Genomic DNA, 26,445 nt, shown 5'->3' with positions numbered 1-26,445 from the left:
TAGACCTTCCAGATTGAATGCAAGCGCACCAAGGGGAGGCCCCGCAGCACGAATGCCGGCCTAATGCTGAAAGGGGGGCTTCAAGTCAAGCTTTCCGCCGGTTTCCTGACGGGTATTATTATACCCGCTGCTTCAGGCGGGGTGCGGTGCCTACGGCGTGGGCGGCGAACATCGCGGCGATCAGGAGGAGTGCGGCGTTGCCTTGATGCGCGACCGCGACGTCGATCTGCACGCCGGTCATCAGCGTGGCGATGCCGAGCATGATCTGTAGCGTGACCAGCCCGACGACGAAGAACCCCGCGCTGCTGCCGGTCTTGGTTGCCTTGATCGCCAGCCAGATCAGGCCGGCGGCGGCGGCGAACGCGAACCAGCGGTGGATGAACTGCACGACGATCGGGTTGTCGACCGCGTTGCTCCAGGCGGGATTCACCATCGGCACGTCGGCCGGGAACAGCCCGTCGCCCATTAGCGGCCAGCTTGCGAAGGCATAGCCCGCGTCGAGCCCGGCGGTGAACGCGCCATAGACGAGTTGCACGAACAGCAACGCCAGCGCGAGGATCGCCACCGGCCGCATGCGGGCAGGGGCGGCGAGCGGGTTGCGGTTCAGCGCCATCAGGTCGAGCGCGGTCCACACGATCCCAGCGAGGATCGTCAGCGCGGTCAACAGGTGGACGGCGAGTCGAATGTGGCTGACGTCGGTTCGCACCGACAGGCCGGAGGCGACCATCCACCAGCCAATCGCGCCCTGGAACGCACCGAGCGCCAGCAGCGCCGACAGTCGCCAGCCATAGCCGACGGGGATCCGCTTGCGCACCGCGAACCAGATCAGCGGCACCGCGAAGACCAGCCCGATCACGCGGCCCCACAGCCGGTGCAGATATTCCCAGAAGAAGATCGCCTTGAACCCGGACACGGTCATGTCAGCGTTGAACGCGGCATATTCGGGGATGCGCTTGTAGGCGGCGAACTCGGCCTGCCACTGCGCGTCGTTGAGCGGCGGGATGATCCCGCTGATCGGCTTCCACTGCGTGATCGACAGCCCCGATTCGGTCAGCCGCGTGATTCCGCCGATGACGACCATCGCGACGATCAGGCCCGCGACCGTGTACAGCCACAGGGCGACCGCACGAGGACGGGCTTTGGTGAGAAAGGCGGCACTGGGTTGAAGCATTGCGATGAGATAGTCCTTTGCGCAGCCCGGCGCCATTCCTTCATGGTGAGGCATTGCTTCATGTTGCCGGACTGGCGGAGGTGCAGGGGGCGCAGCGTCCTGCCGCTCCTCCCGTCATCCTGACGAAAGTCAGGATTCAGAGTTACGCACGCTGCCGCCTGAGGCTCTGGATCCTGACTTTCGTCAGGATGGCGACGGATAGCCACTACGCGATCTCTGGCGGCGATCCGACCTGACGAACCTAAAATTCCTCGCAAGAAAATCTGCAATGTAATGTTGTATCCTTTCAACTGCCCATCTATATCCGACGGACGATGACGCCTTCGGCTACGCATACCCACCGCTTCGCCGGCCTCGATCGCTATGCGATCGGGCTGTCGGGCCTGTGCATGGTGCATTGCCTCGCGACCTCCGTACTGGTCGCGCTCATGTCGACGGCGGGCGGTTTCCTGCTCGATCCGATCTTCCACGAAGTCGGCCTGACGATCGCGATCGGCCTCGGTGCGCTCGCGCTTGGACGCGGCGTTCTCAACCACGGCTATATGATGCCCGCCGCAATGGGCGCGCTCGGGCTCGGCATCATGGCCGGCGCGATGACGCTGCCGCACGACAGCGGTGGCGGCGAGACGTTGTGGACGATCGTCGGCGTCGGTCTGCTCGCGTTCGGTCACGATCTCAACCGCCGCGCGGAGAGTTAAGTCGGGTTGCTGGAACCCCTCCGGCATCCTACTTCATCCAGCATGGCGCACGCTCACACCCACACCGAACCGCAAGGCGCCGACCTCACCGTCGCAGCAAAATCGACACTCGAAAAGGCTGGCGAACAGTGGACCACGATGCGCGCCAGCGTGTTCGCCGCGCTGGCCAGCTTCGAGAAGCCGGCGTCTGCCTACGACATCGCCGAAGCCGTCTCGAAATCCGAAGGCCGCCGCGTCGCCGCGAATAGCGTGTATCGCATCCTAGACCTGTTCGTCGGCGCGAACCTCGCACGGCGTGTCGAGAGCGCCAACGCGTACGTCGCCAACGCGCATCCCGATTGCCTGCACGACTGCATCTTCCTGGTCTGCGACTCGTGCGGCCAGACGACGCATCTCGATAACGACACCATCACCAAGGGCGTCCGCAACGCGGCTGAGGCGGCCGGCTTCTCTCCCGTACGCCCGGTGATCGAAGTCCGCGGTCGCTGCGCGGAGTGCGAGGCGAAGTAACCCCGACCACTCAATCCTCCCCCGCCAGGGGGAGGATCAGGTTCTACCCAAATCCTTCCCCATCCGGATCATCGGCACCGGCACATCTCCCGACGTCTCGATCCGCTCGATCGGCAGATACCCGCAAGCCCGGTACAGTGGTTCTCCCGCGAGCGTCGCCATCATCTCCGCCCGCGCAAACCCCGCTTCGCGCGCCGCCGTCTCGCAAACCGACAGCACCAACCGCCCGACACTCTGCCGCACGAAATCTGGATCGGTATACATCGCGCGTATCCGTGCCGCGTCGCGCGCCGGGTCGAGCAGCGCCGCATCCCGCAACGCCGTACTGTGATCGCCACCGTACAAAGTCGCCCGCCGACTCCACCCGCCACACCCGGCTAGCCGCCCCTCCGTCTCGACCAACAGATACGTCCCGTCCGCGATCAGCTGCGTATCGAGCCCCATCACCGCACGGCTTGCCTCGACCTGCGCCGGCGTGAGGAAATCCCGCTGCAACGCGCCGATCGCCCGCGCCATCAGCGCCGAGATCGCCGGGATATCCGCCGCGACGGCAACACGGTGCGTAAAGTTCATAATTGTGCACTTCCCGAGCGATTTCAGCGCGAATGCTACGTCAAGACACGGTAACAATCGACACGATACGCGCGCTGCATTAAGCCCGTCCGATGGCCGACCTTCCTGCGACACCGCTGCTCGACACCGTTTCGACACCCGCCGACCTCCGCAAGTTGCGCCCGGACCAGCTCCGCCAACTCGCCGACGAACTGCGGACCGAGACGATTTCGGCGGTCGGGACCACCGGCGGCCATCTCGGCTCGGGTCTCGGCGTGGTCGAGCTGACCACCGCGATCCATTACGTGTTCGATACCCCGCGCGATCGGCTGGTGTGGGACGTTGGTCACCAATGCTATCCGCACAAGATCCTTACGGGGCGTCGCGACCGGATTCGGACGCTGCGCCAGGGCGGCGGGCTAAGCGGCTTCACCAAGCGCAGCGAGAGTGAATACGACCCGTTCGGCGCGGCGCATTCCTCGACCTCGATCTCGGCCGCATTGGGCTTTGCGGTCGCCAACAAGATCGCCGGCACCCCCGGCAAGGGCATCGCGGTGATCGGCGACGGCGCGATGTCGGCGGGCATGGCGTACGAAGCGATGAACAACGCCGCGCAGGCGGGTAACCGCCTGGTCGTGATCCTCAACGACAACGACATGTCGATCGCGCCTCCGGTTGGTGGTCTCTCGGCCTATCTGAGCCGCATCGTCTCCAGCCGCGAGTTCCTCGGCTTCCGCGAGCTGGCGCGCAAACTCGCCAAGCGCCTGCCACGGCCGATCGCCAGCGGCATGCGCAAGACCGACGAGTTCGCGCGCGGCATGACGATGGGCGGCACGTTGTTCGAGGAACTCGGCTTCTATTATGTCGGCCCGATCGACGGCCATAATCTCGAACACCTTATCCCGGTGCTCGAGAATGTCCGTGATGCCGAGGAGGGCCCGATCCTCGTCCACGTCGTCACCAAGAAGGGCAAGGGTTACGCCCCCGCCGAGGCCGCCGCGGACAAGTATCACGGTGTGCAGAAGTTCGACGTGATCTCGGGCATCCAGACCAAGGCGCCCCCCGGCCCGCCGCAATACCAGAACGTGTTCGGCGCGCAGCTCGTCGCCGAGGCCGCGAAGGACGACCGGATCTGCGCGATCACCGCGGCGATGCCGTCGGGCACCGGGCTCGACGCGTTCGCCAAGGCTTATCCCGACCGGTTCTTCGATGTCGGCATCGCCGAGCAGCATGGCGTCACCTTCGCCGCCGGCCTTGCCGCGCAAGGGATGCGTCCGTTCTGCGCGATCTATTCGACATTCCTTCAGCGTGCATACGACCAGGTCGTGCACGACGTGGCGATCCAGAACTTGCCGGTCCGTTTCGCGATCGACCGCGCGGGTCTGGTCGGCGCGGACGGCGCGACCCATGCCGGCTCGTTCGACGTCACATATCTCGCGACGCTCCCGAACTTCGTCGTGATGGCGGCGGCGGACGAGGCCGAACTCGTTCACATGACGCACACCGCGGCGCAGTACGACACGGGCCCGATCGCGGTCCGTTATCCGCGCGGCAACGGCACCGGCGTCGCGCTGCCCGAGACGCCGCAGTTGCTGGAAATCGGCAAGGGCCGTGTCGTGCGCGAGGGCAAGACCGTCGCGATCCTGTCGCTCGGCACGCGTCTCGAGGAGGCTTTGAAGGCCGCCGAAATTCTCGAGGCCAAGGGGCTGTCGACGACCGTCGCCGATCTGCGCTTTGCCAAGCCGCTCGATGTCGACCTGATCCGCAAGCTGCTGACCACGCACGAAGTTGCTGTGACGATTGAGGAGAATTCGGTCGGCGGCTTCGGTGCACACGTCCTGACGATGGCGTCCGACGAAGGGCTGATCGACGGCGGCCTCAAGCTCCGCACGCTGCGCCTTCCCGACGTCTATCAGGATCAGGACAAGCCCGAAGTCCAGTATGCCGAAGCCGGTCTCGACGCGACTGCGCTGGTCGACACCGTCCTCAAGGCGCTCCGCCACAATTCGCGCGGAGTCGCCGAAGCGCGCGCATGACCGGGCCGACCAAGAGCCTCGTGATCATCGTTCTGGCGGTGGTCGTGATGGTGTCGTTGAACATTGCGATGTGGCGGCGGATGCGCGATGGCCTGGCGGCGGCGAAGGCTGAGCAGGCCGCAAATCCCGAGCTGTTCGATCAAGACGGTACGCGGATTTCGTGAGCTGACCCTAGCGGTAAGCACCACCCCGGCGAAGGCCGGGGCCCAGTTGGAGAGGTCGCAGTAACGGGGGATGGCGCTCAGTTAGCAACGTCCCCCAACTAGGCCCCGGCCTTCGCCGGGGTGGTGCATCTTTTGACGAGTTGGTTTAGCCGCCTAGGTAGTGCGTCTGCGCGGCGTCCGTTGCGCTCACCGCAAGGATCGACCGCGCCTTGCTCGGCGGCAGCGCCTGCCCCCGGCCATCGCCACTCGCCGCGATCACCCGCTCCAGCAGATCCTGCCCCTCGCGCCACCAGCCGATCCCGCTTGCCGCGTTCAGATGCCCCTGCGGCCCCGCGTCGACGAAATGGCTACCCCAGTCCGCCGCCATGCTGTGCGCGCGCTGCGGCGTGACCCAAGGGTCGTCGCTGCTCGCCACCACGATCGACGGGAACGGCAGCGGCGTGCGCGGCGTCGGCGAGAAGCCCTTCAACTCCGCCTGCGCGCCGCCACGATCGACATCCGCCGGCGCGACCAGCAACGCGCCCGCCACCGGCCAGCCATAAGGCTGCGGGCTGAGTTCGGCCCACCACGCCACCGCGAGGCAGCCGAGGCTGTGCGCGGCGAGGATCACAGGTGCGTCCGCGCGGCGGATCGCCTCGTCGAGGCGCGTCACCCAAGCGTTGCGGTGCGGCGTGTTCCACATGCCGAGTTCGACACGCACCGTGTCGGGCCGCGCGTCCTCCCATAAAGTCTGCCAATGCGAGGGGCCCGAACCGCCGAGACCCGGCACGGTCAGGATGGTCGGCTGGACGGAATCATACGGTGCGAAACTACCCACAGCGCTTCTCCTTCTCCAAGGCCCCGTTTCGGGGTGGCCCGTTTCGGGGTGGAAAGCGTGACCGGGGGACGCTCTAGGGGACGCCGGCTGATCACGCTTCCCAAGCCTCAACGTAATCCTACTTGATAGGTAGGCAATAGCATTGCGGCGAAAGGAAGGCAGCTTGCGGCGATCGGATCGGAGGGCGATAGGCGGTTGCATGGCAAAGTTACGGGCAGACCAGATGCTGGTCGATAGAGGGCTGGTCGAGTCGCGGACGCGCGCCCAGGCGCTGATCATGGCGGGCCTCGTTTTTGCGGGGACCAAGAAGGTCGACAAGCCCGGCCAGACGCTCCCCGACGACGTGCTGCTCGACGTTCGCGGACGCGATCATCCCTGGGTCTCGCGCGGCGGGATCAAGCTCGCGCACGGCCTCGCGCATTTTGGCTGGGACGTGACCGGCGCGGTCGCGATCGACGTCGGCTCTTCGACGGGCGGTTTCACCGACGTCATGCTCAAGAGCGGCGTGGCGCGCGTGTACGCGGTCGACAGCGGCACCAACCAGCTCGCCTGGTCGCTCCGCCAGGACGACCGCGTGATCGTCCACGAACAGACCAACGCGCGTATCCTCACGCCCGCCCATATTCCCGAACCGATCGACCTGATCGTATGCGACGCCAGCTTCATTGGGCTCGCCAAGGTACTGGAACGCCCCATGAGTTTCGCCAAGCCCGATGCGAGGCTGATGGCGCTGGTGAAGCCGCAGTTCGAGGCGGGCCGCGAGGAGGTCGGGAAAGGTGGTGTCGTTCGCGACTCCGCGATCCACCAGCGCGTCTGCGAAGAGGTCGCAATGTGGCTAACCGGGCAGGGATGGAGCGTAGTCGGTGTGGTCGAGAGCCCGATCACGGGACCTGAGGGTAACGTCGAATTCCTGATTGCCGCCTTGCACGGCGGTGGATCTCCAGAGCAGACCCAAACTCTCCCGTCATCCTGACGAAAGTCAGGACCCAGGATACCGAGGGCGATCCTGCTTGGCTCTGGGTCCTGACTTTCGTCAGGATGACGGAGGACGGTGTTGATGCGTGCCTAACCGCCACCCACCGTACCGGAATGAACCACTAGCGGAACGATTCTCGCCAACGCACGGTTTACCGATCGCAAAATGCGCGCCAGGACGAGCGCGCGTAGAGACGGAAGGATTTGTGTGGGCGGTATCGCTTCGAAGGGCCAGTTGAGGATGTCGTTCCTCCGCTGGGCGGTCGTGACCGTGCCCCTGATCCTGTTGCTTGGTTTCCTCTCGGGCCGATCGGTCAGCGTCGGTAGTGACAATGCCTGGTACATGGCGCTCGCCAAGCCCGCGCTGAACCCGCCGGGCTGGGTCTTCCCCGTAGTCTGGACGACGCTCTACATCCTGATCGGGCTAGCGCTGGCGATGATCCTCAACGCGCGTGGGGCGCGGTTGCGTGGGCTCGCGGTTGCGCTGTTCGTCGGGCAGTTCGCGTTCAACCTCGCCTGGACACCGATGTTCTTCGGCGCGCACAGGATCGGCGCATCGGTGCTGGTGATCGTCGCGATGCTCGCCTTGTCGATCGCCGCGACCTTCGTCTTCGCGCGGATACGGCCCGCCGCGGCTTGGCTGATGGTGCCGTATATGATCTGGATCAGCTTTGCCGGCGTGCTCGCGTTCAGCATCGGGCAGTTGAACCCCGGCGCCGAGACACTTGCACCCGCCAGCCATACGTCCCAAATGCTGTGACGAACTGATCTTACGGGAATTTGAAGCAATGCAGTCCGAAAACCGCGTGTTCGACGATATCGTCAAAGTCTTGAACGGTGCGGCCGGTACGCTTGCGGGCGTCGGACGCGAAGCCGGTTCGGGTGCGCGCGAGCGGGCCCGCGAATGGCTTGGCGGTCTCGACTTCGTCAGCCGCGAAGAGTTCGATGCGGTCAAGACAATGGCCGCCGCAGCCCGCGACGAAAACGACGTGCTCAAGGCACGGCTCGATGCGCTCGAGGCCAAGTTCGCCGCGCAATCCACGGTAAATGCGCCGTCCGGGGCGTCATACGAGGCGGCGGTCGACTGACTTTTCCACAGTTTTCCGCAGAAACGGGTTCGATGGGGTTGCCGTGGCGATTTGGCCTCGGCACCCTTTGTCGTGCGATAAGGACCGCCAGGACCCTATGATGCTCGACCAAGTAGACCACGACCACGAAGACGCCGCCCCGATCGACATGCTCGAGAGCTACTATGCCGCGCATGGCTGGGAGCACGAGCGTCACGAGGATGAGATCGTTGCGACCGTAAAGGGTAGCTGGACGACGTACGAACTCCGCGCGCTGTGGCGCGAAGACGATAGCGTCCTGCAATTTCTCGCTTTTCCAGATATCAAGGTGCCCGACGAGCGGCGCCAGGCGGTCTATGAGACGATCGGGCTGGTCAACGAGCAGCTCTGGATCGGCCATTTCGAGCTATGGTCGTCGAGTGGCATATTGCTGTTCCGGCATGCGGCGATGGTCGACGGCGGCGATGAAGGAACGATGTCGCTGGACGCCGCCGAACTGCTGGTCGAATCGGCGATAGAGGAATGCGAGCGTTTCTACCCCGTGTTCCAGTTCGTACTGTGGGGCGGCAAGAGCCCCAAGGAGGCAATCGCCGCAGCACTGATCGAAACGCACGGCGAGGCGTGAGCGTGGGTTTCCCCGAAGGTCCGCTGTGGCTGATCGGCTGCGGCAACATGGGCGGCGCGATGCTGCGCCGCTGGATCGCCGCGGGGCTTGATCCGGCGACGGTGACGGTCATCACGCGCAGCGGGAAGGGCGCCCCCGAGGGTGTCCGCTCGGTGACCACGCTGCCCGACGAGGAGGCGCCTGCCACGCTGATGCTCGCGCTCAAGCCGCAGCAGATCGAGGCTGCGCAGGCGTTGGTGGCACCGATGAAGGGCGCACCGACGCTGCTGCTGTCGATCCTCGCCGGGGTCGATCATGCCGTACTGTCGGCGCGGTTCGCGGCTGACATGATAGTCCGCGCGATGCCCAATCTCCCGGTCGCGATCGGCAAGGGCGTGACGTCGCTCTACGCCCCCGGCGAACCGATTGCGGCGGCAGAAGCCTTCGCCGCGCCGCTCGGTCATTACGAATGGATCGACGACGAAGCGCATTTCGATGCGGTTACGGCACTCGCAGGCTGCGGCCCCGGCTTCGTGTTCCGCTTCGCCGACGCACTCGCCAAGGCGGGCGCTGCGCTCGGCCTGCCGGCGGACCAAGCCGCACGCTTGGCGATCGCCACGCTAGAGGGCTCGGCGATCATGGCCGCCGATGCGGACGTGTCGCCCGCCGTGCTCGCGGACCGCGTGGCGAGCCCCGGCGGATCGACCCGCGAAGGTCTGAACGTCCTCGACCGCAACGATGCGCTGGTAACGTTGCTCAAGGAAACGCTAGCCGCCTCCGAACGCCGCAACGCTGAAATGGCGGCCGCCGCGCGCTAGGCCGTGGAGGGTAGGCGGGTCGTCACTCCAGCTTCAGTCGCTATCCGAACCTTGCCGTGCCATTCCAACCTTACCCCGTCATTCTAACCTAACCGCGTCATTCTAACCTTACCCGTCACTCCGCCCCTATCCCGTCACCCCAGCGAAAGCTGGGGTATCCCAGCGTGGCTCGCGACATCTGCCAAACCATGAGATCCCAGCTTTCGCTGGGATGACGGTGGAGGAGTGGGCAAGAATGGATGCGGGGTGAAGAGCAGTGGCGGCGGCAGCAGCTGACAGTCAGGCAGTCATCAGTCGGGCAAGTCTCAGTAAGGCGTGCATCAGACTTTGGTCCGGCAGGCATCGGGTATCGAGCAACATTCCGGCACGCAACGCGCTTCAGGCATCAGCACTCCGCGCTCGTGCGCTTACCCGCGCAGCCCGATCACCTGTGACCGCTCGCTCTCCGGCACCAGGCCCTCCAGAACCGCCCAGAAGCCCGACACCGCGCTCTGTCCCGCACTCGCATACGCCGCCGACATCTGTACCCGCGCCGCCTCGAACAGCTCTCGCTCCATGATCGAGCCTTCCGGCGTCAGCCGCAGCAACCGCTGTCGCCGATCGCGCTCGCCGGGCCGCGTCTCGACCAGCTTGCGGTCCGCCAGTTCGTTCAGCACGCGCCCGAGCGACTGCTTGGTGATCGCCAGCAACGACAGCAACTCGCTCACCGTCATGTCGGGTTTGCGCGCGATGAAATACAGCGCACGATGATGCGCGCGCCCCAAGCCCTCCTGCGCGAGTCCCTCGTCGATCGATCGCGTCAGGTGGCTGTAGCCGAAGTACAACAGCTCCATGCCACGGCGGAGCTCGGGTTCGCGAAGGAACAGGGGTGAGGCAGGCGAAGCTGTGGCAGACATGTTGACCGGTTTAGCCATCGCCCGTAGTCGTCGGCAACCCGCCTTGAGAGAGAATTCGATGTCCGCTCCAGCTTTTACGTCGCCCTCCGCCTTTCGGCACGAACCGAATGCGACCCCGGTCGAGGCGAACGAGCGCGCGAAACGGCTGATCGACCCCGGTTTCGGGCGCGTCTTCACCGATCACATGGCGATGATCCGCTACAGCGAGACCGAGGGCTGGCATGATGCCCGCATCACCGCGCGCGCGCCGCTCACGATCGATCCCGCATCGTCGGTGCTGCATTACGCGCAGGAGATCTTCGAGGGGATGAAGGCGTATCGGCTCGCCGATGGCGGCACCGCGCTGTTCCGTCCCGAGGCGAACGCGCGCCGCTTCCAGGATTCGGCGCGACGCCTCGCGATGCCCGAACTGCCCGAAGAGCTGTTTCTCGAATCGGTCGAGCGTCTGGTCAGGACCGATGCGAACTGGATCCCGGAGAGCGATGGCGGCGCGCTGTACCTGCGCCCGTTCATGTTCGCCTCCGAAGTATTCCTCGGCGTGAAGCCCTCGGCGGAATATCTGTACATGGTGCTCGCCTCGTCGGTCGGCGCGTATTTCAAGGGCGGCGCCCCGACGGTGTCGATCTGGGTGAGCCAGCAATACACGCGCGCCGCGCAGGGCGGCACCGGTGCGGCCAAGTGCGGCGGCAATTACGCCGCCAGCCTGCTCGCGCAGTCCGAGGCGATCCGCAACGGCTGCGACCAGGTCGTCTTCCTCGATGCGGCCGAGCGTCGTTGGGTCGAGGAACTCGGCGGCATGAACATCTTCTTCGTGTTCGACGACGGCAGCATGGCGACGCCCGCGCTGACCGGCACGATCCTGCCCGGCATCACGCGCGATTCGATCCTCACGCTTGCACGCGCGAGCGGTATCGAGGTCCGCGAAGAGGGCTATACGATCGACCAGTGGCGCGCCGATGCGGCGAGCGGCCGTCTGGTCGAGGCGTTCGCCTGCGGCACCGCGGCGGTGGTGACGCCGATCGGCACGGTGGCGAGCCCGGAAGGCCGCTTCACGATCGGTACGGGTGGTCCGGGGGCATTGACGATGCGGATGCGCGACGCGCTGGTGTCGATCCAGCGCGGCACCGCGCCCGACGACAACAACTGGCTGCACCATCTCGCGGATTGACGTCCGCGGGGGCTTTTCAGACGCCGCCGCCCCGCTATAAGGCCGCCTCTGTTGGGGCGTCGCCAAGTGGTAAGGCAGCGGCTTTTGATGCCGCCATGCGCAGGTTCGAACCCTGCCGCCCCAGCCAGTCTCGGTTCCCGACCAATCGTCGTATTCGAGCCGATCCTTGCTCGACTGCTGGAGCAACCCACCCGGTCGATCGTTCGGTATCGCATGCGCCAAGCCACCACATCGCTCACCATCGACACCCGCCGTCAGGGCCTTGTCGACGTCACCGACCCTATCGAGCGATGGGTGCGCGATCAGCGGATGGCGGAAGGTCTGCTGACGATATTCTGCCGCCACACCTCCGCCTCGCTCCTCATCCAGGAAAACGCGGCGCCCGAGGTTCGCACCGATCTCGAAGCGTATTTTGCGCGGATCGCGCCGGAGTCGCGCGAGTATCTCCACGACGACGAGGGGCCGGACGATATGCCCGCACATTTGCGCACGGCGCTCACGCAGGTCCAACTCTCGATCCCGCTGATCGACGAGCGACTCGCGCTCGGGACGTGGCAGGGCATCTACCTGTTCGAACACCGCCGCCGCCCGCATCGGCGCACGCTCGCGCTTCACGTCATCGGCGACTGACGCAGATCATGAAAAATGCGTCAGGCCGGTGGCGCATTGGAGCGATGTCGTTCATCAACCGTTCCACCACTGACGGCTAATAAGCGGCGTTTCGCCGCATTCGCCGCGAACGGAGACGACACCATGTTCAAGACACAGGGTCGCAAGGTCGCACTCGCAGCGCTCGCAACGGGCACGCTGCTGTTGGCCGGATGCGCGACCGAGACCACCTATCGGCCGGCGACGGGCCAGGGGTTCAGCCGTACCGGCTATAGCGACCGCCAGGTCGAGCCGGGTCGCTTCCTCGTCAGCTTCGCGGGCAACAGCGTTACGTCGCGTGATACCGTCGAGCGTTACCTGTTCTTCCGCGCTGCCGAACTGACGTTGCAGAATGGCTACGACTATTACCTGATGGCCGACCGCGACACCAATCTCCAGTCGCGCACCTATTCGACGCCGGGGATCGGTGGCGGGTTCGGCTATGGCGGCTTCGGCGGCTATTGGGGTCCGTCGTGGCGCTATTATGGTCGCGGCTTCGGTTGGCGCAACTGGAGCCCCTATGGCGGCTTCGGTGGTGGTTTCGGCGGCGGCTATGGCGGCTTCGGTGGTGGCCCGTGGGGCAACGACTTCGATATCCGCACGATCGACCGGTATGAGGCGACCGCTGAGATCGTGATGCGCAAGGGCCCGATCCCGCGCGACAACATTCGCGCGTTTGATGCGCGGAAGGTGGTCGACAGCATCGGACCGAGCGTCGTTCTGCCGAAGTAAGCACGTACTCTAGACGGCGAAAAGGCCGGGCTATTCTCGCGAATGGCCCGGCCTTTTTCATGTGCCGTGGTCCTGCGAACGCAGGAATCCAGGATTGCAGACGATGGTGCTCGTAACCCTGGGCTCCTGCTTTCGCAGGAGAGCCGCACGCTCCTAAATCAGGCGCTTATCCCGCCGCCTTCGCAAGTCCCTTCGACAGCTGAAGCGCCCCGTGCAGCCGCGCCTTCGGATCGCCCCACGCGCGTTGCAGCACCAGCTTGCTGTCCGGCCGCAACCGCGCGACGCCGTTCAGCCGCTCCACATACGCCAGCAGCTTGTCGATATTCGGCGGCGTGTCGTTGTGGAACGACACCAGCACGCCGCGCGGACCGACGTCGATCTTCGACACGCAGGCGCGTTTTGCGTTCAGCTTGATCTCGATGACCTTGATCAAATTCTCCGTCGCGTCCGGCAGCGGGCCGAACCGGTCGATCATCTCCGCTGCGAACGCCTCGATCTCCTGCCCCTCGTCGAGATCGTTGAGGCGGCGATACAGTCCCATCCGCAGGTCGAGATCGGGCACGTAATCCTCGGGGATAAGAATCGGCGCATCGACCGTGATCTGCGGCGAGAAGTCACGCGGCCGCGACGAGGTCATGCCGCCCGCCTTGGCGTCCATGATCGCCTCCTCCAGCATCGCCTGGTAGAGCTCGAAGCCGACCTCCTTGATATGCCCGGTCTGCTCGTCGCCGAGCATGTTGCCGGCGCCGCGGATATCGAGATCGTGGCTGGCCAGCTGGAAGCCCGCGCCGAGCGAGTCGAGATCGGACAGCACCTTCAGGCGCTTCTCGGCCGTGACCGTCATCTGCCGCTCGGGCGGCGTCACCAGATACGCGTACGCGCGCGTCTTAGACCGGCCGACACGCCCGCGCAGCTGATAGAGTTGGGCGAGGCCGAAGCGGTCGGCGCGGTGGACGATCATCGTGTTGGCGGACGCGATGTCGATCCCGCTCTCGATGATCGTCGTCGAGACGAGCACCTCGAACTTCTTGTCGTAGAACGCCGACATGCGCTCCTCGACCTCGGTCGGCGACATCTGGCCGTGCGCGACGACGAAACGGATCTCGGGCACCTGTTCGCGCAGGAAGTCCTCGATCTCGGGCAGGTCCGCAACACGCGGCGTGACGACGAAGCTCTGCCCGCCACGGTAATGCTCGCGCAGCAACGCCTCGCGGAGCACGACCGGATCGAACGGCATGATGTACGTCCGCACCGCGAGGCGATCGACCGGCGGAGTCTGGATCACCGACAGCTCGCGGATGCCCGACATCGCCATCTGCAACGTCCGCGGGATCGGCGTCGCGGTCAGCGTCAGCATGTGGACGTCCGCCCGCAGCGCCTTGAGGCGCTCCTTGTGCGTCACGCCGAAGCGCTGCTCCTCGTCGACCACCACCAGCCCGAGCCGCTTGAAGTCGATATTCTTCGCCAGCAGCGCATGCGTGCCGATCACGACGTCGATCGTGCCGTTGGCCAGCCCCTCCTTGGTCGCCTTCGCCTCGCTCGCGGTAACGAGCCGCGATAGGCGGCCCATGTTCATCGGGAAGCCTTCGAAGCGCGCGACGAAATTGTTGTAGTGCTGGCGCGCGAGCAGGGTGGTCGGACAGACGATCGCGACCTGCTTGCCGCCCATCGCCGCGACGAACGCGGCGCGCAACGCGACCTCGGTCTTGCCGAAGCCGACGTCGCCGACGACCAAGCGGTCCATCGGTTTGCCCGCCGCCAGATCGCCGAGCACGTCCTCGATCGCACGGTCCTGGTCCTCGGTTTCCTCGTACGGGAAGCGATCGACGAAGCTCGGGTAGCCGCTCGCATCGGGTTCGAGCACGTCGCCCGGATGCAGCGCGCGTTCGGCAGCGGTCGCGATGAGTTCGCCGGCGATCTCGCGGATCCGCTCCTTCATCTTCGACTTGCGGCGCTGCCAGCCTTCGCCGCCGAGCCGGTCGAGCGTCGCGCCCTCCTCGGACGAGCCGTAGCGCGAGAGGACGTCGATGTTTTCAACCGGCACGTAGAGCTTGTCGCCGCCGGCATAGCTTAGCGCGACACAGTCGTGTGGGCTCTGGCCGACCGGGATCGAGGTCAGGCCCTCGTACCGCCCGATGCCATGCTCGGTGTGGACGACGAGATCGCCCGGCGTCAGCGTGGCCAGTTCGGCGAGGAATGCGTCGGCGGATTTCTTGCGCTTCTTGCGGTGGACGAGGCGGTCGCCGAGCATGTCCTGCTCGGTGAGCACGGCGATCCCCGGCGCGGTGAAGCCGTGATCGAGCGGCAGGACGATCAGCGCGACGCCGAAGCTGCGCGCGGTGTCGGCGATGCCGAGCGCCTCCTGCCAGGTCTCGGCGTGCTTGCCGCCTTTCATGCCGTGATCGGCAAGCAGGCTCCCCAGGCGTTCGCGTGCGCCGATCGAATAGCTGGCGAGGATCGGTTTCCGCCCCTGCTTCCGCAGTTTCTCGACATGATCCGCGACGGCTTCGTAAATGTTCGCCTGCGCGGCGCGCTCGGGGCCGAAATCGCGCGGGCCGTCGACGTCGAAGTCGAGCACGGTGTCGCTGGGCGGTTCGTGGAACGGCGAGGTGATGTGCGCCGCGAACGCCTCGACCCCGCCGGACCATTCCTGCGCGTCGAGATAGAGCGCCTTGGCGGGCATCGGCCGGTAACTGCCGGGCTGAGCCGCCTCGGCGCGCTTGCGGTTCTCGTAATAGTCGGCGATCGATTCGAGCCGGCTCTCCACTGCCGCGGCGACGCCGTTGTCGCGGACCACGACGTCGTCGGCGCCGAGATGGTCGAACAGCGTCGCCATCTTCTCCTCGAACAGCGGGAGCCAATGCTCCATGCCCGCGATCCGCCGGCCTTCGGAGATCGCCTGGTACATCGGATCGCCGGTCGCGGTCGCGCCGAACGCGTCGCGGTAGCGGGTGCGGAAGCGCTTGATCGAGTCCTCGTCGAGCAGTGCTTCGGAGGCGGGAAGCAGGACGAAGCCGTCGATCCGGCCGGTGGTGCGCTGGTCGGCCGCGTCGAAGGTGCGGACGCTCTCGATCTCGTCGCCGAAGAAATCGAGGCGCAGCGCGTGGTCTTCGCCCGAGGGATAGAGATCGACGATCCCGCCGCGCACGGCGTATTCGCCCTGGTCGTGGACGGTGTCGGTGCGGACATAGCCGTTCGCCTGGAGCAGCATGGCGAGCTTGTCGCGGCCGATCCGTTCGCCGGGGGCGAGCCGCGCGACGAGCTGGCGGATGCGGAACGGGGTTAAGACGCGCTGCGTCGCGGCGTTGGCGGTGGTCAGCAGGAGCTGCGGACCCTTGGGCTTGCCCTGGAGCCGCTGGAGCGCGGCGACACGCTCGGCCATGATGCGGAGCGTCGGCGAGGCGCGGTCGTAGGGGAGGCAGTCCCAGGCCGGAAAGCTCAGCACTTCGAGATCGGGCGCGAAATAGGCCGCGGTCGAGGCGACCGCGCGCATGGCGGCGTCGTCGGGCGCGATGAACACTGCACGCGTTTTCGCGGCGCGCGCGAGGTCGGCGAGCAGCGACGGCTGGAAGCCGGACGGCACGCCCGAGAGGATCAGCGAGGTTTTCGCGGAAAGGATCGTCTTGAGGTCTGGCATCGGTTTCCTAAAGCCCTCTCCCCCTTGGGGAGAGGGTTGGGTGAGGGGCTGTTCTAGGCGCTGCGCTGCTTGGCTGCCCCTCACCCCGACCCTCTCCCCGGAGGGAGAGGGAGTGCGTTACTTCACGACCGTCACGTAATTGATGTCGCGCATCGCCTGCATCATCGGGCCGTCCCACTCGGGTGGGCACACGATCGAGCCGATCGCCCAGCCCATGATGTCGACGTCCTGTTCCTCCAGCAGCGCCTCGAACCAGTCGAGCTCTTCCGGCGTCCACGTCCGGCCGTAGGTGGCGAAGAAGCCGCCGATCATCATGTCGGCTTCGCGCGTGCCGCGGTGCGAGCTGCGGAAGCCCAGGCGCTTGAGGCGGGTCTCGTGGTCCATCGTATCTCCAAACACGAAGAGCCGGCGACCCGCTGGCGGCGGGCGTCGGCTAGGCTATAGAGGCCAGATAGTCATGCGACCCGAAATCCTCAATCCGCTGTTCGCCGAAACCCTCGTCCTGAAGGGGGTAGGGCCTGCGCTCGCCAAGCCGCTCGACCGGCTCGGGCTCGCGCGCGTCGTCGACGTCGCCTTCCATCTGCCGACCGGCTACGTCGATCGCCTGCCGCGCACCGAGCTGATGTCGAGCGATGCCGGGCGGATCATCATGATCACGCTGACCCCGCGCGACTACAAGATCAGCGCGGGCCGCGGTCCGACGCGGGTGCAGGCGACCGACGAGCACGGCAATTACGTCAGCCTCGTCTTCTTCGGCGGCAGTTCGGGCTGGGCGAAGAAGCTTCTTCCGATCGGCGAGGCCAAGCGCATCTCCGGCCGGCTCGACGAATACGGCCAGGAATTGCAGATCGTCCATCCCGACATCGTCGAGCCGGACGAGGAATTGCGCGAGCGTGAGCCGATCTATCCGCTATCGGAAGGCCTCACGTCGCGTCGGCTGGCGGCGCTGACGACGCAGGCGGTCGCCCGCGCGCCGGACCTGCCCGAGTGGATCGAGCCCGGGCTGAAGGCGAAACGCGAATGGCCGGGGTGGCACGAATCGCTGGCGCGCATCCACGCCGACCCGTCGGATGCGAAGGCGCGCGAACGGTTGGCGTATGACGAGGTCTTCGCGAACCAGCTTGCGATGACTCTGGTCCGCGCCGACACGCGCAAACGGCGGGGCAGGGCTCTCCACGGGGACGGTCGTCTGCGCGATTTGCTAAAGCTCCCCTACACGTTGACCGGCGCGCAATCGCGGACGGTCGGCGAGATCGAGGGCGATCTCGCGCAGACCGCGCCGATGCTGCGGCTGCTGCAAGGCGATGTCGGCTCGGGCAAGACGCTGGTCGCGGCGATGGCAATGCTGATCGCGGTCGAGGCCGGCGCACAGGCGGCGATGCTCGCCCCTACCGAAATCCTCGCGCGCCAGCATTACGAGACGCTGCGGAAAACGCTCGCCGGCCTGCCGATCAACGTTGGCGTGCTCACCGGGCGCGACAAGGGCCGCGTGCGGGAGGCGACCTTGATGGCGCTGGCGAGCGGCGAGATCGACATCCTCGTCGGCACGCATGCGATCTTCCAGGATGCGGTCGGCTACAAGGACCTCGCGCTGGTGGTGGTGGACGAACAGCATCGCTTCGGCGTCGCGCAGCGAATGACGTTGCAGGCCAAGGGCGTCGCGCCGCCACATCTGCTCGCGATGACCGCAACGCCGATCCCACGTACGCTGACGCTCGCACAGTACGGCGAAATGGATGTGAGCCGCCTCGACGAGATGCCGCCGGGGCGCCAGCCGATCGAGACGCGCGTGATCTCCGAGGACAGGCTCGACGACGTGGTCAACGCGCTCGGCCGGCATCTGGCGGATGGCGGGCAGGCCTATTGGGTGTGCCCGCTGGTCGAGGAGAGCGAGAAGAGCGACCTCGCCGCCGCCGAGATGCGCGCTGAGACGCTGCGCGCGCGGTTCGGCGAGAAGGTCGCACTCGTCCACGGCCGCATGAAACCGGCGGAGAAGGACGCGGTGATGGCCGAATTTTCCGCCGCGCGCACGTCCGTCCTCGTCGCGACGACGGTGATCGAGGTCGGCGTCGACGTCCCCAATGCGACGCTGATCGTGATCGAGCACGCCGACCGCTTCGGCCTCGCCCAGCTTCACCAGCTCCGCGGACGGGTAGGGCGCGGCATCGGCCGGTCGATCTGCCTGCTGATGCGCGGCTCGTCGCTCAGTGAAACATCCCGCGCGCGCTTGGCGCTGATGCGCGAGACCAACGATGGTTTCCGCATCGCCGAGGAGGATCTCCGCCTCCGCGGTGCCGGCGAACTGCTCGGCACGAAGCAGTCGGGCGAGATGGCGTTCCGGCTCGCGACCCCCGACATGATGGCCGACCTGCTGCAATGCGCGCACGACGACGCACGCCTGCTGATCGACCGCGACGGCGGGCTCGAAGGGCCGAGGGGACAGGCGGCGCGCACGGCGCTATATCTGTTCGATCGCGACGCCGGCGTTGCCTTGCTCCGCTCCGGCTGACGTCAGATGTTGCGGACCATCACCGTCAGCATGCCATAATAGTCCGACAACGGAATCGTCTGTTCGAGTTCGCAGCCGATCCGTCCACCAAGCGACCAGCGTACGATCGCATCGACGCCGCCTAGAATTGGCAGGGTAATCCGCAGCCGATCGCCAGCTTCGGGGGAACCCTCGCATCGCGCCATCAGGCCGTTCGCGGACATGTTCACCAGCACCAGTTTCATGCTCCGACCATCGCCGTCGATCGCATGCGTGCGGTGCATCACCTCGTCGCGTGGCTCGCCGCGGTGGTCTCGAACAGCCGTGGCATAATTTCGCATCGGATGTTCCCCGTTTTCTAGGACCATTGGCTTACCGGCGTCGCTGTGAACCTCGTGCGAACGGAGATGCCTAACGGCGTGTTTTCCACAACCAAAATGCCTTCTGTTACGAGGGAGTTAGCATCCCATGCCGCTTTTTCCCGAGGCTCAAACGGACCGGCGCCGCGACCTCGATCGAGGCGGTCGGCTCCTTCTCGACGGCACCGTCGATCCGCACCGCACCCTCGGCAATCTTCCGTCGCGCTTCGCCGTTGGAGGCGACGAAGCCTAGCCCGACGAGCGCCTCGACGATCCCGATCGAGCCACCCGCAACGGCAAAGCTTGGCAAGGAATCGCCCGATGCACCCTCCTCGAAGGTCTTTCGCGCAGTCTCCGCTGCCTGTTCGGCGGCAGCTCGGCCGCGGCACATTGCCGTCGCTTCATTGGCGAGCACAATCTTGGCGGCGTTGATTTCCGCGCCCTCGAGCGCTTCGAGACGGGCGATCTCGTCGAGTGGCAGGTCGGTGAACAGCCGCAGGAAGCGGCCGACGTCGCGGTCGTCGGTGTTGCGCCAGAACTGCCAGTAATCGAAGTTCGGCAATTGATCCTCGTGCAGCCAGACCGCGCCGGACATCGTCTTGCCCATCTTGCCGCCGTCGGCCGTGGTGATCAGCGGCGTGGTGACGCCGTACACCTCGGTGCCGTCCATCCGGCGCGACAGCTCGATGCCGTTGACGATGTTGCCCCATTGATCCGAGCCGCCCATTTGCAGGCGGCATTCGGCGCGGCGCGACAGCTCTAGGAAGTCGTACGCCTGGAGGATCATGTAATTGAATTCTAGGAAGCTCAGCGACTGTTCGCGGTCGAGGCGGAGCTTGACCGAGTCGAAAGCGAGCATCCGGTTGACCGAAAAATGCTGGCCGACGTCGCGCAGGAACGGGATGTATTCGAGCGCGTCGAGCCATTCGGCATTGTCGAGCATCACCGCGTCCGTGGGCCCGTCACCGAACGTGAGGAAGCGCTCGAAGATGCGGCGGATAGACGCGACGTTGGCTTTGATCCCTTCCTCGCCTAGAAGCTTGCGCGCTTCGTCCTTGAAGCTCGGATCGCCGATCTTGCCGGTGCCGCCACCCATCAGGACGATCGGCTTGTGCCCGGTCTGCTGGAGCCGGCGGAGCAGCATGATCTGGACGAGACTGCCGACATGGAGCGACGGCGCGGTCGGATCGAAGCCGATATAGCCGGGCACGACCTGCTTGCCCGCGAGTGCATCGAGCGCGGTCGCGTCGGTCATCTGGTGGACATAGCCGCGCGAGGTCAGCGTGGTGAGCAGGTCGGACTGGTAGGTCATGAGGGGCGACTAGCATGCGCTCCCACCGCCGTCATCCCAGCGAAAGCTGGGATCTTTGTGAGGCGGGTGCGGTGGTCAGAACCGGGAGATCCCAGCGTTCGCTGGAATGACGGGCGGTGCTAGGCGTATTCAACTTCGCGGCAGTTGCGACGTCGGATCCACCGGCGTCCGCCCCTTGCGCAGTTCGAAGTGCAGTTCCGGGCGATCCGCGAACCCGGTGTCGCCCGATAGCGCGATCGTCTGCCCGCGCTTCACACTCTGGCCGCGCTGCACCAGCAGTTTCGACGCATGACCGTAGACGCTCGTCCAGCCGCCGCCGTGCTTGATGATCACCAGCCCACCGAGCGCGGCGATGCCGTCGCCGACATAGGCGACCACGCCGTCCGCCGCGGCATGGATCGGTGTCGACATCGGCACCGCGATCTTGATTCCGTCGTTGCGTTCGCCGCTCGCACCCGGACCGAAGCGCTTCACGAGCTTGCCGTCGACCGGCCAGAGGAAGCCACCGCTCGCGAGCCGCGCTGGTGCGGTGACGACGGCGTTCGACGGCAGCACGCGGCGCGGTGTCGCGATCGGCCGAGCCGGCGCCTGGTTGCTCGCCAGCGCGGGCTCGCCGCCGGTGAGGATATCGTCAATGTCTAGCTTGAACGCCTGCGCGCGTTCTGAAGCACTTGGCCTGCCGCCGCCCGGAGCGTCGGGGATCTGGATCCGCTGGTCGGCACGCAGCACGTATGGCTCGACCAACGCGTTGGCGGCAACGATCCGCGACCATTCGACGCCGTACGCGCGCGCGATCGCGATGCCGGTCTCGCCGCGGCGGACCTGGTGATAACGCCCGCCGGGGATCGTCAGCCGCTGGCCAGCGCGGATCGTGTGGGGCGATTCGAGGTCGTTGGCGCGCGCGATGGCTTCCATGCTCGCGCCGCTGCGGTCGGCCACGCGGGCGAGCGTATCGCCGGGCCGGACGAGATAGGTCGAGTCGGGGATGGTCTTCGCATCGGCGCTGACCGGTCGTGCTTCCCAGGCGGGGCGCGGTGCGGGCAGGGCGGCGACTTCGCCGGTATCGCGGCCAGGAATATCCTGCGGCGGCGTGTCGTCCCGACGGGGCCGATCATTGTCCCGACGGGGCCGATCATCGCGCCGCGGCGGGGGATCGCGATACGGCTGGGCCGGCGCGGTGCCGTAACCGGCCGGACGTTCGACCTGCGGAATACACGCGACGAGCCCGAGCAGCGGCACTGTCGCCACCGCAAACAGGCTCGCGCGCCGCATCAGCGATAGGCCCGTTCGAGCATATCCATCGACTCGAAATGCGTCAGGTCGAGATGCAGCGGAGTCACCGACACATACCCCTCCGCGGTCGCCTCGAGGTCGGTCGCGTACGCGGGCGTCTCGACGGTGCGGCCCAGCGCGAACCAGTGATACTCGTAGCCGCGCGGGTCGGTGTTGCTGACGATCTGCAACCGACCATAGTCGCGCAGGCCCTGGCCGACGACGCGAACGCCCTTCACCGCATCGGCCGGGCCGGCGGGAAAGTTGATGTTGACCAGCGTCCGCGGCGCGAGCGGCGCATCGATCAGCGGGCGTAATACGCGCTCGCCCCAGGCGGCGGCGGCCTCGAACGGCACGCTGTCGCCCATGCCCTCGCGGCTGTAGATCTGGCTCAGCGCGATCGAGCGGATACCGCCCAGCGCGCCTTCCATCGCTGCCGAGACGGTGCCCGAATAGGTCACGTCCTCGGCGAGGTTCGCGCCGCGGTTGACGCCCGACAGGATCAGGTCGGGTGGGCAATCCTTCATGATCTTGGCGAGCGCCATCATCACCGCATCGGTCGGCGTGCCCGCAACGGCGAAGCGCTTCTCGCCATGCTTCCGCACGCGGATCGGCCGCGACAGCGTCAGCGAATGGCCCGCGCCGGACTGTTCGTCGGCAGGCGCCACTACCCAGACATCGTCCGAAAAGGTCCGCGCGATCGTCTCCAGCACCTTGAGGCCGGGCGCATGATAGCCATCGTCGTTGGTCAGCAGGATCCGCATCAGCGCTTGGGCTCCAACACTGTCAGACCGCCGAGATACGGCTGGAGTACCGTCGGCACCGCGACCGAGCCGTCTTCCTGCTGATAATTCTCCAGCACCGCGACGAGCGTCCGGCCGACCGCGAGCGCCGACCCGTTGAGCGTGTGGACGAACCGCGTGCCCTTCTCGCCCTCGGGGCGATAGCGCGCGTTCATCCGGCGTGCCTGGAAATCGGTGCAGGTCGAGACGCTGCTGATCTCGCGATAGCGCGCCTGGCCCGGCAGCCAGACTTCGAGATCGTAGGTGCGTGCCGCGGTGAAGCCCATGTCGCCGGTGCATAGGAGCATCCGCCTGAACGGCAGCTGCAACGCGTCGAGAACGCCCTCCGCGCACGCCGTCATCCGCTCATGCTCGGCCTCCGACATGTCGGGGGTGACGATCGAGACCATCTCGACCTTGTCGAACTGATGCTGGCGGATATAGCCGCGCGTATCGCGCCCTGCTGCGCCTGCCTCGGAGCGGAAGCACGGCGTCAGCGCGGTGAAGCGCAGCGGCAGTTCGGCTTCGGTCAGGATCTGCTCGCGAACGATGTTGGTGAGGCTCACCTCCGCGGTCGGGATCAGCCAGCGACCATCGGTGGTACGGAACAGATCCTCCGAGAACTTCGGCAACTGGCCGGTGCCGAACACGGCTTCGTCGCGGACCAGCAGCGGTGGCGATACCTGCTCGAAACCGGCCTCCGCCACATGATCGAGCATGAACTGGCCAAGCGCGCGTTGCAGCTTTGCGGCAGGTCCGCGGACCAGCGTGAAACGCGCGCCGGACATCGCCGCACCGGTCTCGAAATCGAGGCCGATCGCCGGGCCGATCGCGTCGTGCTCGCGGGTAGTGAAGGCGAAGGTCGTTGGCGTGCCACGAGTGTGGACAAGCGCGTTGTCGTCCTCGCCACCGCCTTCGGGCACGTCGGCGGCGGGAAGGTTTGGGATCGCCGCGAGCATGTCGCCAAGCTCGCCACTCAGCCGCGCCTCGTCTGCCTCGAGCTGCGGCAGCGCCTCCTTCAGGCTCGCGACCTCGGCCATCAGCGCCTGCGCCTTCGCCTCGTCCTTCTGCGCCTTAGCCTGGCCGATCACCTTCGACAGCTCGTTGCGACGGGTTTGCGCGGTCTGTGACTCCGCGATCGTCGCCCGCCGCTGCTCGTCGAGCGCGACCAGCGCGGCGGACTGCGGTGCGAAGCCCCGCTTGGCGAGGGCGGCGTCGAAGGCGGCGGGATCGTCGCGGATCAGGCGTATGTCGTGCATGCCCGAGGCTATGCCGAGACGGGTGCGCAGGCGCAAGGCGGCCCCTCTTAATCCCCCCTTTGCCGGGAAGGATCGAGAGGGTCCGCAACCTCTCGAGTTTGCGGGGCGTTCATTCATCACACGCACAGCGAAGAAGGAGATATCGCATGCATCTTCCCCATAACTCCGTCGTGCTCGTCGCGGACGGTCGGAAAATGCTGTTTCTGCGCAACGAGGGCGACAATACGGACTTCAATCTGGTCGTCGAAAAGGCGCAGGAGCACGTCAATCCCGCGACCCGCGATCAGGCAACCGATGCCGCCGGGCGTGCATCGTCACCGCGTGGCGGTGTGCAGAGTTCGGTCGAGCCGACTGACTTCCACCAGCTTGAGGAGGATCGTTTCGCCGCCGAAGCTGCCGATTTCCTCAAAGTCCGCGCGCTCAAGAACGATTACGAGTCGCTCATCGTCGTCGCACCGCCCAAGACTCTCGGCGAGCTGCGCAAGCATTATCACAAGGAAGTCAGCAGCCGGCTGACGGGCGAGCTCGACAAGGATCTGACCGGCCATCCGATCGCGGACATCGAGAAAGCACTAAAGGCCGCCTGATCACGATAAACACAGAAAAGGCCCCGCCGGTCATCTCCGGCAGGGCCTTTTTTAATGCGTGCGGCGCCGGCGTCAGGCGGCGATCGCGGCCGGCTTGGCGAAGCGTTTGCGGGCGACCAGCGCGGCCGCGGCCGCCCCGAACAGCAGCACCATCGGCGGCGCGGGAACCGGGGCAGGAGGCCCGCCGCTCGATCCGGTGCTGCCGCTCGAACTGGCGCTGCTCGCACTCGACGCGCTGCTGGCACTGCTCGCGCTGCTGGCACTCGACCCGCTCGAGCTTGCCGACGATGCACTGCTGCCCGACGAAGCCGAGCTGCCCGACGATCCGTTCGAGCTCCACCCGCCGGTCGAATTCCAGCCGCCGTTCGATCCCCAGCCCTTGCTGCTCGAGCCATAGCTCGACCCGTCATGGCCGGGTTTGTTAGGCTTGCCGCCCGACGAACTGCCGCTGCTGGCCGACGATGCCGAGGACGCGGACGATGCCGACGATGCGCTACTCGACGAGGTCGACACGTTGCCGCTGGATGACGAGGACACATCGCCACTGGAGCCGCCGGCCGACGTCGACCCGCCACTCGACGTCGACGAGATGACGATACTGCCGCTCGAGCCGCCGCTTCCGCCAAAGCCGCCGCCGAAGCCACCGCCCAGCCCGCCGCCGAAAAATCCACCGCTGCCGCCAATGACAACCGGCGCTGCACCAGCCCCGCCGCCGCCGATATACCCCTCGCCAACCGGCGCGGGGATCGGAACCGGCGCGGCATTGGCGACCGTAACGACGGTCGGAGCACAGGTCGTCCGGGTCGTGGTGGTGACGCGGCGAACGCGGGGTCGCTGCACAGCGGCGATCTGCGGGCGGGCTACGCGTTTGACGAGTATCCGCTTGGTATTGGCGGTGCGATTGGAGCTTTCCGCAACATGCACGGCGCCGCCGCCGATCAGGGCACCACCACACGCACAGGCGCACAATTTGGCCAAGGCCATCCTAACCGACATAGCGTCATTCTTTCGTTGCCGGCACCCTCGTGTTGCCGGATCCCCGTGTGCGATGATTACGACATCGCTATCTCACTAACTGCAAAACAAACCGTTAAGCGCAATAGCATTAACCACATTCGGCGGGCTGAATCACCTGTTTGCCGACATCGATGCATCCGACTCGCCGTTAACGTGCCGGCTTGGGACATCTTTGATCGTCTGGGAAGCGAATGGGGGGAGGAGTCGTAGCCAATGGTCGGCTGCCCGGCGTGAAACGCGAAATGGTATACTTGTAATATAATGTCGAGGCGGGCGATGTTTGCGCAAGTCCGGTCGCTTGTGGTCATCTCCGTGCACGACTATAGGCCCATTCACCATTTGGGGGCGGTCCTCGGAGATCAGCGTGGTTGATCCGACGGGGCCAGAGGGAGAGTGGTATGGCAACCGTGATGAATCGTATGGACGATACCGGAACTACCAACCGAAACGCTGCGAACGACAGCGACGTGGAAGGCTATCGGCCTGATGCCGACGAACCCTTTATGAGCTTGAAGCAGCAGGCGTATTTCCGTCGTAAGTTGCAGGAGTGGAAGGAGGCGATCCTTCGGGAGTCGCAGGAGACCTTGTCGCAGTTGCAGGTGGATTCGCTGCGCGAGGCGGATCTCACGGATCGTGCGTCGAGCGAAACCGACTGGTCGATCGAGCTCCGCACGCGGGATCGGCAGCGCAAGCTCGTCTCGAAGATCGAGGCGGCGATTCGCCGGATCGACGAGGGCGAATATGGCTATTGCGAAGTCACCGGCGAGCCGATCAGCCTGGCCCGGCTGGAGGCACGACCGATCGCGACGATGACGGTCGAGGCGCAGGAGCGGCATGAACGCAACGAGAAGGTCTCGCGCGAGGATTGATTCGGGA

27 protein-coding genes and 1 tRNA gene are annotated in these 26,445 nt (G+C 66.0%); 16 read left to right on the top strand and 12 right to left on the bottom strand.

Features of this window, described 5'->3' with window-relative positions:
• Window positions 1-118: 118 nt before the first annotated feature.
• A complete protein-coding gene (locus C8J46_RS10285; RefSeq protein ID WP_132738490.1) occupies window positions 119-1,171 on the bottom strand; it encodes a COX15/CtaA family protein in 1,053 nt (350 codons plus the stop codon).
• Window positions 1,172-1,485: 314 nt separating this feature from the next.
• Here C8J46_RS10285 and C8J46_RS10280 point away from each other — a divergent pair, with 314 nt between their 5' ends.
• Window positions 1,486-1,869: a MerC domain-containing protein gene (locus tag C8J46_RS10280; protein ID WP_056047781.1), complete on the top strand. Its 384-nt coding sequence runs from the start codon at window positions 1,486-1,488 to the stop codon at window positions 1,867-1,869.
• Between the two features lie 42 nt (window positions 1,870-1,911).
• The gene (locus tag C8J46_RS10275) at window positions 1,912-2,379 is read left to right on the top strand and encodes a transcriptional repressor (RefSeq protein WP_132738487.1); all 468 of its coding nucleotides are present in this window, start codon (window positions 1,912-1,914) and stop codon (window positions 2,377-2,379) included.
• Window positions 2,380-2,415: 36 nt separating this feature from the next.
• On the opposite strand, the gene C8J46_RS10270 is transcribed toward C8J46_RS10275, so the two are convergent.
• Window positions 2,416-2,952 (bottom strand): GNAT family N-acetyltransferase, encoded by a 537-nt coding sequence (locus C8J46_RS10270; RefSeq protein WP_132738484.1) that lies wholly within the window; start codon window positions 2,950-2,952, stop codon window positions 2,416-2,418.
• A gap of 92 nt (window positions 2,953-3,044) precedes the next feature.
• On the opposite strand from C8J46_RS10270, the gene dxs reads away from it, so the two are divergent.
• Together dxs and C8J46_RS20820 are read left to right on the top strand one after the other, a co-directional pair.
• Window positions 3,045-4,967, top strand: a complete 1,923-nt coding sequence (dxs, locus tag C8J46_RS10265) for a 1-deoxy-D-xylulose-5-phosphate synthase (protein ID WP_132738481.1) — start codon at window positions 3,045-3,047, stop codon at window positions 4,965-4,967.
• Window positions 4,964-5,131, top strand: a complete 168-nt coding sequence (locus tag C8J46_RS20820; RefSeq protein ID WP_165886516.1) for a hypothetical protein — start codon at window positions 4,964-4,966, stop codon at window positions 5,129-5,131. Before dxs ends, C8J46_RS20820 begins: the two co-directional genes overlap by 4 nt.
• Before the next feature lie 145 nt (window positions 5,132-5,276).
• Here the strand turns inward: C8J46_RS20820 and C8J46_RS10260 are convergent, their stop codons facing one another.
• Entirely contained in the window at window positions 5,277-5,948 is a 672-nt protein-coding gene (locus tag C8J46_RS10260) for an alpha/beta hydrolase (protein ID WP_132738478.1), read from the bottom strand.
• A 199-nt stretch (window positions 5,949-6,147) separates the two neighbouring features.
• On the opposite strand from C8J46_RS10260, the gene C8J46_RS10255 reads away from it, so the two are divergent.
• From C8J46_RS10255 to C8J46_RS10235, 5 genes are all read left to right on the top strand, one after another.
• Window positions 6,148-6,921 (top strand): TlyA family RNA methyltransferase, encoded by a 774-nt coding sequence (locus tag C8J46_RS10255; protein WP_132738475.1) that lies wholly within the window; start codon window positions 6,148-6,150, stop codon window positions 6,919-6,921.
• 210 nt (window positions 6,922-7,131) lie between these two features.
• Window positions 7,132-7,683 (top strand): TspO/MBR family protein, encoded by a 552-nt coding sequence (locus C8J46_RS10250; RefSeq protein ID WP_243643315.1) that lies wholly within the window; start codon window positions 7,132-7,134, stop codon window positions 7,681-7,683.
• 28 nt (window positions 7,684-7,711) lie between these two features.
• Window positions 7,712-8,011, top strand: a complete 300-nt coding sequence (locus tag C8J46_RS10245) for an accessory factor UbiK family protein (RefSeq protein WP_132738472.1) — start codon at window positions 7,712-7,714, stop codon at window positions 8,009-8,011.
• 100 nt (window positions 8,012-8,111) lie between these two features.
• Window positions 8,112-8,615, top strand: coding sequence for a YbjN domain-containing protein (locus C8J46_RS10240; RefSeq protein ID WP_132738469.1), 504 nt, complete (start codon window positions 8,112-8,114; stop codon window positions 8,613-8,615).
• Window positions 8,612-9,412, top strand: coding sequence for a pyrroline-5-carboxylate reductase dimerization domain-containing protein (locus C8J46_RS10235; protein WP_243643314.1), 801 nt, complete (start codon window positions 8,612-8,614; stop codon window positions 9,410-9,412). The genes C8J46_RS10240 and C8J46_RS10235 overlap by 4 nt, the downstream gene beginning before the upstream one ends.
• A gap of 407 nt (window positions 9,413-9,819) precedes the next feature.
• On the opposite strand, the gene C8J46_RS10230 is transcribed toward C8J46_RS10235, so the two are convergent.
• Entirely contained in the window at window positions 9,820-10,308 is a 489-nt protein-coding gene (locus tag C8J46_RS10230) for a helix-turn-helix domain-containing protein (RefSeq protein ID WP_243643313.1), read from the bottom strand.
• Window positions 10,309-10,366: 58 nt separating this feature from the next.
• On the opposite strand from C8J46_RS10230, the gene C8J46_RS10225 reads away from it, so the two are divergent.
• The 4 genes from C8J46_RS10225 to C8J46_RS10210 all read left to right on the top strand — a co-directional run bounded on the left by C8J46_RS10225 (window position 10,367) and on the right by C8J46_RS10210 (window position 12,856).
• Window positions 10,367-11,476 (top strand): branched-chain amino acid aminotransferase, encoded by a 1,110-nt coding sequence (locus C8J46_RS10225; protein WP_132738460.1) that lies wholly within the window; start codon window positions 10,367-10,369, stop codon window positions 11,474-11,476.
• 52 nt (window positions 11,477-11,528) lie between these two features.
• Window positions 11,529-11,603 (top strand) — tRNA-Gln (locus tag C8J46_RS10220).
• A gap of 86 nt (window positions 11,604-11,689) precedes the next feature.
• Window positions 11,690-12,106: a secondary thiamine-phosphate synthase enzyme YjbQ gene (locus tag C8J46_RS10215; RefSeq protein ID WP_132738457.1), complete on the top strand. Its 417-nt coding sequence runs from the start codon at window positions 11,690-11,692 to the stop codon at window positions 12,104-12,106.
• Window positions 12,107-12,229: 123 nt separating this feature from the next.
• Window positions 12,230-12,856 (top strand): hypothetical protein, encoded by a 627-nt coding sequence (locus C8J46_RS10210; protein WP_132738454.1) that lies wholly within the window; start codon window positions 12,230-12,232, stop codon window positions 12,854-12,856.
• Between the two features lie 166 nt (window positions 12,857-13,022).
• Here the strand turns inward: C8J46_RS10210 and mfd are convergent, their stop codons facing one another.
• Together mfd and C8J46_RS10200 are read right to left on the bottom strand one after the other, a co-directional pair.
• Window positions 13,023-16,493, bottom strand: a complete 3,471-nt coding sequence (mfd, locus tag C8J46_RS10205) for a transcription-repair coupling factor (protein ID WP_132738452.1) — start codon at window positions 16,491-16,493, stop codon at window positions 13,023-13,025.
• Between the two features lie 117 nt (window positions 16,494-16,610).
• Window positions 16,611-16,877, bottom strand: a complete 267-nt coding sequence (locus C8J46_RS10200; RefSeq protein WP_056048683.1) for a succinate dehydrogenase assembly factor 2 — start codon at window positions 16,875-16,877, stop codon at window positions 16,611-16,613.
• A gap of 73 nt (window positions 16,878-16,950) precedes the next feature.
• Here C8J46_RS10200 and recG point away from each other — a divergent pair, with 73 nt between their 5' ends.
• Entirely contained in the window at window positions 16,951-19,002 is a 2,052-nt protein-coding gene (gene recG, locus C8J46_RS10195) for an ATP-dependent DNA helicase RecG (RefSeq protein ID WP_132738449.1), read from the top strand.
• Window positions 19,003-19,004: 2 nt separating this feature from the next.
• On the opposite strand, the gene C8J46_RS10190 is transcribed toward recG, so the two are convergent.
• From C8J46_RS10190 to serS, 5 genes are all read right to left on the bottom strand, one after another.
• Complete coding sequence (locus C8J46_RS10190) at window positions 19,005-19,322, bottom strand: PilZ domain-containing protein (RefSeq protein WP_132738446.1); 318 nt, start codon at window positions 19,320-19,322, stop codon at window positions 19,005-19,007.
• A 106-nt stretch (window positions 19,323-19,428) separates the two neighbouring features.
• The gene (gene tyrS, locus C8J46_RS10185; protein ID WP_132738443.1) at window positions 19,429-20,652 is read right to left on the bottom strand and encodes a tyrosine--tRNA ligase; all 1,224 of its coding nucleotides are present in this window, start codon (window positions 20,650-20,652) and stop codon (window positions 19,429-19,431) included.
• A gap of 129 nt (window positions 20,653-20,781) precedes the next feature.
• On the bottom strand, window positions 20,782-21,924 hold the full coding sequence (locus C8J46_RS10180; RefSeq protein ID WP_132738440.1) for a M23 family metallopeptidase: 1,143 nt from the start codon (window positions 21,922-21,924) through the stop codon (window positions 20,782-20,784).
• Window positions 21,924-22,688, bottom strand: a complete 765-nt coding sequence (gene surE, locus C8J46_RS10175; protein ID WP_132738437.1) for a 5'/3'-nucleotidase SurE — start codon at window positions 22,686-22,688, stop codon at window positions 21,924-21,926. The genes C8J46_RS10180 and surE overlap by 1 nt, the downstream gene beginning before the upstream one ends.
• Window positions 22,688-23,965, bottom strand: a complete 1,278-nt coding sequence (gene serS / locus C8J46_RS10170; protein WP_132739520.1) for a serine--tRNA ligase — start codon at window positions 23,963-23,965, stop codon at window positions 22,688-22,690. The genes surE and serS overlap by 1 nt, the downstream gene beginning before the upstream one ends.
• A gap of 146 nt (window positions 23,966-24,111) precedes the next feature.
• Here serS and C8J46_RS10165 point away from each other — a divergent pair, with 146 nt between their 5' ends.
• Window positions 24,112-24,552 carry a host attachment family protein gene (locus tag C8J46_RS10165; RefSeq protein ID WP_132738434.1) on the top strand — a complete coding sequence of 147 codons (441 nt, stop codon included), beginning with the start codon at window positions 24,112-24,114 and terminating at the stop codon, window positions 24,550-24,552.
• A 72-nt stretch (window positions 24,553-24,624) separates the two neighbouring features.
• On the opposite strand, the gene C8J46_RS20815 is transcribed toward C8J46_RS10165, so the two are convergent.
• Entirely contained in the window at window positions 24,625-25,536 is a 912-nt protein-coding gene (locus C8J46_RS20815) for a hypothetical protein (RefSeq protein WP_207894153.1), read from the bottom strand.
• Window positions 25,537-25,988: 452 nt separating this feature from the next.
• On the opposite strand from C8J46_RS20815, the gene dksA reads away from it, so the two are divergent.
• Complete coding sequence (gene dksA / locus C8J46_RS10150) at window positions 25,989-26,438, top strand: RNA polymerase-binding protein DksA (protein WP_243643354.1); 450 nt, start codon at window positions 25,989-25,991, stop codon at window positions 26,436-26,438.
• Window positions 26,439-26,445 lie beyond the last annotated feature (7 nt).

It is taken from the genome of Sphingomonas sp. PP-F2F-A104-K0414 (assembly GCF_004340945.1).
Classification (GTDB): Bacteria; Pseudomonadota; Alphaproteobacteria; order Sphingomonadales; family Sphingomonadaceae; genus Sphingomonas.
This window is presented reverse-complemented; position numbering and strand designations above follow the sequence as displayed.